Source organism: Paratractidigestivibacter sp., assembly GCF_963660155.1.
GTDB lineage: Bacteria > Actinomycetota > Coriobacteriia > Coriobacteriales > Atopobiaceae > Paratractidigestivibacter.
This window is the reverse complement of sequence record NZ_CAVKWG010000015.1, coordinates 19,110-24,133: the sequence shown is the minus strand read 5'-3', so window position 1 is coordinate 24,133 and position 5,024 is coordinate 19,110. Positions and strand designations below refer to the sequence as shown.

General features: G+C 67.1%; 4 protein-coding genes. All 4 read right to left on the bottom strand.

Annotated features, from left to right (window positions below):
* Positions 1-4: 4 nt before the first annotated feature.
* A complete protein-coding gene (locus U5709_RS02035) occupies positions 5-2,080 on the bottom strand; it encodes an SEC-C metal-binding domain-containing protein (RefSeq protein ID WP_321972655.1) in 2,076 nt (691 codons plus the stop codon).
* A gap of 297 nt (positions 2,081-2,377) precedes the next feature.
* A complete protein-coding gene (trpA, locus tag U5709_RS02030) occupies positions 2,378-3,172 on the bottom strand; it encodes a tryptophan synthase subunit alpha (protein ID WP_321972654.1) in 795 nt (264 codons plus the stop codon).
* Positions 3,165-4,364 (bottom strand): tryptophan synthase subunit beta, encoded by a 1,200-nt coding sequence (gene trpB, locus U5709_RS02025; protein WP_321972452.1) that lies wholly within the window; start codon positions 4,362-4,364, stop codon positions 3,165-3,167. Before trpB ends, trpA begins: the two co-directional genes overlap by 8 nt.
* Positions 4,365-4,367: 3 nt before the next feature.
* The coding region (locus tag U5709_RS02020; protein ID WP_321972653.1) for a phosphoribosylanthranilate isomerase at positions 4,368-5,024 on the bottom strand (657 nt) is incomplete at its 5' end.

The following is a 5,024-nucleotide window of genomic DNA, read 5'->3' as shown; positions in this document are numbered from 1 at the left end:
GCGCCTACCGCCCGCAGCAGCGCTTGTACTTCTTGCCGCTGCCGCAGGGGCAGGGGTCGTTGCGGCCGACCTTCATCGGCGAGCCGTCGGGGTTGCGGAATATCTTCTTGCCCCCGCGCTTTTCGGCCAAGGCGTCGGGCGACCAGCCGTCGCTCTCCCATGAGGGCATCGCGTTCCAAAACGCCGTGAGGCGGCCAACGATGGCGTCGACATCGTCGCTCAGCACGGTAATCCCCAGGTCAGAAGCCTCCTGCAAAAACTGCGTCGGGCCGCTCACCATCGTTTGGGCGTCCGTGAGCTCCTCGATCATCCGGTCGGCAAAGTAGAGGTCGCTATCGTCGTCGGGCACATGGGCGTCGAGCCAGTTGCGCAGGTTGATGGCCGCCGGCAGCTCGCGCTTCCACCTAAGGACGTCCTTCTCGGCGAGCGCCGGGTCAAGCGGGCACGGGCCCTCTGACGCGACCTGCTCGTGGCGCTCAATCAAATACCGCACCAGGCGATCGCGCTCCTCGAGCTCCTCCCTCTCCTGCTTTTCCAGCGCCTTGAGCGACGCCTCCGAAGCCAGCTCCCCGCGGCGCTCGGAACCAAGCTCCCTCGCCCGCTCCCCAACGATGCCCCTGCTAATGAAGGTGTTGGACAGGCGGTAATCGATCAAATACGTGATTTCTTCGCCACCGGAGCTCGCGGGGTCGCGCCAGAAGCTGTACGACCCGCCTTCGCCGTAGTCTTCCCACAGGCGATAGAAGGTGCCCACGACCTCCTCTTTCGTCTGCTCGGTGCCGTAGAGCCCGCGGAACCTCTCGCAGAACGTATCCATCGAAACGACGCCGCAGAACTCGGTCAAGACCTCGGCGAAGTGCTCGACGTGTCGCGCCGAGCGAGCCCGCGCGGCCAAGTCGTCGTAGTCGAGGCCTGCGGCGAGCTCGCGCACCTCGTCGGGCATGGCGAGCGCGAACTCCTCGCCGGTCCAGTAAAGACGCGTCCACGGGTTGTTCTCACGGTATCGGCCGGGGTTGCCGCGCGCCTCCTCAGGCGAGAAGCGAACCACGCCGTCCGACAACGCGAGCTCCTTAAACGCCGCGATCTTGTTGTCGAAGCAATTGATAAGGTCGCGCACCATGAGCGAGTCGTCCGAGAGGAGCTCCGGCGCCACGAGCTCGGCGAGCTCGCTCTTGCGAAGCTTCGAGCGGTTTGGGACGTCCAACAGGTACGCATAGCGCTCGAGCTCGGCCTTCTTGGCGTCGATGAGCGAGTCAATAAAGCGCAGGTGGGGCTCGCCTTTGACGGCGCGCTTCCTCAGGTCTGCCACGTAGTCGCGGCGGACGTTGCTCTTCTCCCGCTCGTTGGCCATCTCTTGCTCGATGCGCGCAGCGCGCTGCTCCTCGGAAAGGCCGGCGAGCACGCCTCGGTGAACGTCCGGTGCAAGGGGGTCGTTGCCGTTTGCCTCCCACTCGTCGTGTTGGAGCTGCTCTGCGAAGCGCTGCTCCTCGCGATCTCGGCGTATCTCCGCCACCTCGCGAGCATACGCCGCGAACTCGGCCGCCCCCGTGATGGGTTCCTGGGTAAGCGCCTCGTCCATCTCCTTCTTCATGGCGGCGCGAAGACCCGGGCCGTAGGACATCGGGTACTCATTGACGAAACCGTCGTAGGTCACCACGCCCTCGAACGGCAAGAGGGTCAGCTCGACCGGCCTGGGATAGGGGCCGGGAACCAGCTCGCTCATCTGCCGCGTGACGCCGACGACGGCGACAAGGCGGGCCTCGACGAGGAACAGGCCGCGGCCGGACTCGTCCGTACCGACCGCCAGCACCATGCCGCTCACGTGGTCGGCAAAACCTTTGATGTCGCTGACCTCCGCCGGCGAAAGGGACGCCGGACGGGTTGCGAGCAGGTCGCCGATGGCATCGGGATCAGACCATAGCGTGCGGAGCAGCGCGGACTCCAGCTCGTCGGGGCCTTTGCCGAGCGACATCATCATCACTTCCTGCGGACTAGCCATGTCGTAGCGGGCGGCCGCGAAGGCCTTGAGGCAGGTGAGGATTCTGAACAGGCGGTCGGATTGGGCGCGGGCAAGGATCATGACGGGCCTTTCGTGGGCTAGAGAGTGAGCACAACTCGAGTTTACCGACTTCAGGCGTGCAAATCGCCGAGACAACGGAACCGCCTTCCGCATGTGGCCCACGGCCACGCGCGTAACGCACGCCCGCAAACCGCGGCCCCTCCCCCAAAGTTCGGAAGGCTTCCAAACTTCAAGAACACTTAGATAAGTTTCTTATTACCCTCCTGACCTGCGGATATAGAAATCTAAAGCAAAGTTCGGAAGGCTTCCGAAGTTTGGAAGCCTTCCGAAGTTCGAGGGAGGGGCGCGTCGCTGGGTTTACGCTGCGTGGACGGCGGCGGCCATGGCGCGGACGTACTCGGCCACGTGGGGCACGGCCTCGGCGCCGTACTGGGCCAGGATCTTGATGATGGCCGAACCCACGATGGCGCCGTCGGACTTGGCGGCCATGGCCGCGGCCTGCTCGGGCGTGGAGATGCCGAAGCCCACGGCGCACGGCACGTCGGTCGCGCCGCGCACAAGCTCGACCATGGCGGAGATGTCCGTCGTGATTTCGGAGCGCACGCCGGTCACGCCGAGCGAGCTCACACAGTACACGAATCCCGCGGCGTCGCTTGCGATCTCGCGGATGCGCTCGTGGGAGGTCGGGGCGATAAGGCTCACGAGCTCGAGCCCGCAGGCGGCCAGGGGCTCCGCGAACTCGGGCTTCTCCTCGTGCGGCACGTCGGGCACGATGACGCCGTCGATGCCGGCCGCCGCCGCGGCCGACGCGAAGCGCTCGAGGCCGTAGGAGAAGAGCACGTTGGCATAGGTCATGAAGACCATCGGCACCTCGACGCCGCGCTCGCGGATGCGGCCCACCAGAGCAAAGACGTCGTCGGTGGTCACGCCGCCTGCCAGCGCGCGGATGTTCGCCTCTTGGATCACGGGGCCCTCCGCCGTGGGGTCCGAGAAGGGAATGCCCAGCTCGATGAGGTCGGCGCCGGCCTCGGCCATGGCCACGACGGCCTCCTCGGTAACGTCCAGCGAAGGGTCTCCGCAGGTGATGAACGGGATAAAGGCCTTCTTGCGCGAGCCGTCGGCGGCGGTGAAGGCGGAAGCGATTCTACTCATGGAGGTCCTCTCCCCTGTAGCGGGCGATGGCGGCGACGTCCTTGTCGCCGCGGCCGGACAACGTGACGATGATGATCTGGTCGCTCGACATCGTGGGCGCGAGCTTGATGGCGTGGGCCACGGCGTGCGCGCTCTCGATGGCCGGGATCACGCCCTCGGTACGGCTCAGGTACTCGAAGGCGTCGACGGCCTCGTCATCGGTCACGGGCACGTACTCGGCGCGGCCGGAGTCGCGAAGCCAGGCGTGCTCGGGGCCGACGCCCGGGTAGTCGAGGCCGGCGGAGATGCTGTACACGGGCGCGATCTGACCGTACTCGTCCTGGCAGAAGTAGCTCTTCATGCCGTGGAAGATGCCCAGCTTGCCGGTGGCCATGGTGGCCGCGGTCTCCCAGGTGTCGACGCCGCGGCCGGCCGCCTCGCAGCCGATCAGGCGCACGCCCTCGTCGCCGATGAAGTGATAGAAGCTTCCGATGGCGTTGGAGCCGCCGCCCACGCAGGCAAGAACGGCGTCCGGCAGGCGCCCCTCGAGCTCCATGATCTGGGCGCGGGCCTCCCGGGAAATGACGGCCTGGAAGTCTCGGACGATCGTGGGAAACGGGTGCGGGCCCATAACGGAGCCCAGGCAGTAGTGGGTGTCGTCGATGCGGTTGGTCCACTCGCGGAAGGTCTCGGAGACGGCGTCCTTCAGGGTGCCGGTGCCGGCCGAGACGCCCACGACCTCGGAGCCCAGAAGACGCATGCGGTAGACGTTCAGGGCCTGGCGCTCCATGTCCTCGGTGCCCATGTAAACGCGGCACTCCATGCCCAGAAGGGCGGCGGCGGTCGCGGTGGCCACGCCGTGCTGGCCCGCGCCCGTCTCGGCGATGAGGCGGGTCTTGCCCATCTTCTTGGCAAGAAGCGCCTGGCCGAGCACGTTGTTGATCTTGTGGGCGCCCGTGTGGTTCAGGTCCTCGCGCTTGAGGTAGACCTTGGCGCCGCCAAGGTCGGCCGTCATGTTGGCGGCGTAGTAGAGCAGGCTCGGGCGGCCGGCGTAGTTGTTGAGCAGGTCGGTGAGCTCGGCGTTGAACTTGGGGTCATCCTTGTAGTGGTCGTAGGCCTCCTCGAGCTCGATGACGGCGTTCATCAGCGTCTCGGGGATGTACTGGCCCCCGTGGATGCCGAATCGCCCGCGGGAGTTGGGGGAATTGCTCATGCGTTACTCCTTTCCGGCGGCCCGCACGGCGGCGACCGCGTCGATCATTTTTTGAGGGTCCTTCTGCGGCGCGCCGGCGGCGCCGGCCGACTCGATGCCGGAGGACATGTCAACGGCGTACGGGTGGGTGACGGCGATGGCCTCGGCGACGTTTTGAGGCGTGAGGCCGCCCGCGAGCATGAAGGGACGCGCGGGCCTCGTGGGCGCGCCGTCCGCGAGAAGCGACCAGTCGAAGGCCTCGCCCGTGCCCTGGCCGTTGTCGAGAAGCACGAGGTCGGCCGGGCTCTTCTCGGCGGCGGCGAGGTCGGCGGCTGCATGGTCAGCGGCGCAGGTCACGCGGAAGGCCTGGATAATCCGCGCTTTGCGCCCCAGCGGCGTCGTGTCGAGAAGCTCGCGCAGGTCGCGCACGTAGGCGGCGTCCTCGTGGCCGTGGAGCTGCACGGCGTCGATGGCCTCCGCCAGGACGAGGAGCTCGATGGTCTCGGGGTCGGCGTCCACGAAGACGCCCACGCGCACGATGCCGGAGCCCGCCAGGGCGCGCCCGAGTTCGATGGCGCGCTCGGGCGTGACGGAGCGGTGCGACTTGGGGAAGTCGACGACGAAGCCGCAGTAGTCGGGCGCCGCCGCGAGCGCGGCGTCCACGTCCTCGTCGCGCCACAT